Genomic DNA, 1,128 nt, shown 5'->3' with positions numbered 1-1,128 from the left:
AGAGTAGCTGTAGGCATCGGGATCGTCTTGCGAATAATGTTCCAGTTTGCGGATGTCAACTTTACCAACAAGAGATGATATATCTTGGTTGTTGTCATCACCTGGTTCGGTTTTTGCGATACCCACTTGATCGAGTATGGAAGGGCGAACCTTCACGACTTTAAACTGACTGATGTCCCCACCAAACTCATGCAGGCGTTTAGCGGCCCAAGGTGACATGATGGAGCGTAAATAACGTTTTCAATGCCATATTCTTTTTGCAATATTTCGCCATCTTCATTGACGTCAAATAGGCAGAAAGGGTGGTCGTTTACAGGGCTGCGTTTTCCGTTGGCGGTGAGCACGTAATCGGCATTTGCTGCATTATGCTTGAGCTTTTCTGCCAGCGTATGATTTACCACCACCCACAGGGCCCAGTAGGTAAAGGGATCTGTTTGCGTTACTTCCAGCCCTTGAGCGGCGTGTTTTAGGTAGGTAGACGATCTGTTCAATCGCTTCTTCCATTCATAGAAATCTTTAAAGGTTTTATAGCGTGAAATCACACGGTTAGAGAAAATACGGCTTAATCGTGGATGCATCGAGGTATCGACTACTCAGGTTCTCCGAGGCCATAAGAAGTCGTTCAGCGGCATTCGCATAGGCACTTTTGTCAATCTTTACAAAGTGCAAGAAAGTCCTGGTATCGACATCTCTTCATCTTTTGCAGCTTCATAGCGCGCTTGATAGTGGTACAAAATACTCATGTCACCATTCCCCTTCTTATTCRGTCTGCTGACGAACGTTGGCAAATATCGTCCCTTCTCATTGATAAGCCTAGACGGGGATTCTCAATTTTGCCCAATAAATTATGCATTTATTTAAGATAGGTGAGAGTTTGTTGCTTACTGTTCTGGCGGTTTTTTTCCTAATCAAAGAGTTTGAACCAAGGTGAGACAAGGAAAGTTAGATAATTGAAAGAATGGATATTGCTAACTTAGTATTGAAGTTTTTTGTCGTGTAAATTGGGATTTTTTTGTCTTGAATACGCAAAAAAGGCTGACGCTGGTCAACCTTTCTATTTGAAATCAATCTGTTTGTCCGCGAAGCGTTAAACGCTAAGCTCTAAAACTAGGCATTAAAAATTTGGCG

The 1,128-nt window shown here is 42.7% G+C and carries 1 pseudogene; it reads right to left on the bottom strand.

The features are described 5' to 3' along the window. Positions 1 to 578: pseudogene (locus CIK04_RS34145) on the bottom strand (PrkA family serine protein kinase); the annotation flags it as partial. Positions 579 to 1,128: the final 550 nt, after the last annotated feature.

This window comes from Vibrio sp. 03_296 (assembly GCF_002265885.1).
The sequence above is the reverse complement of the archived record's forward strand: the minus strand, read 5'-3'. Positions and strand labels throughout refer to the sequence as shown.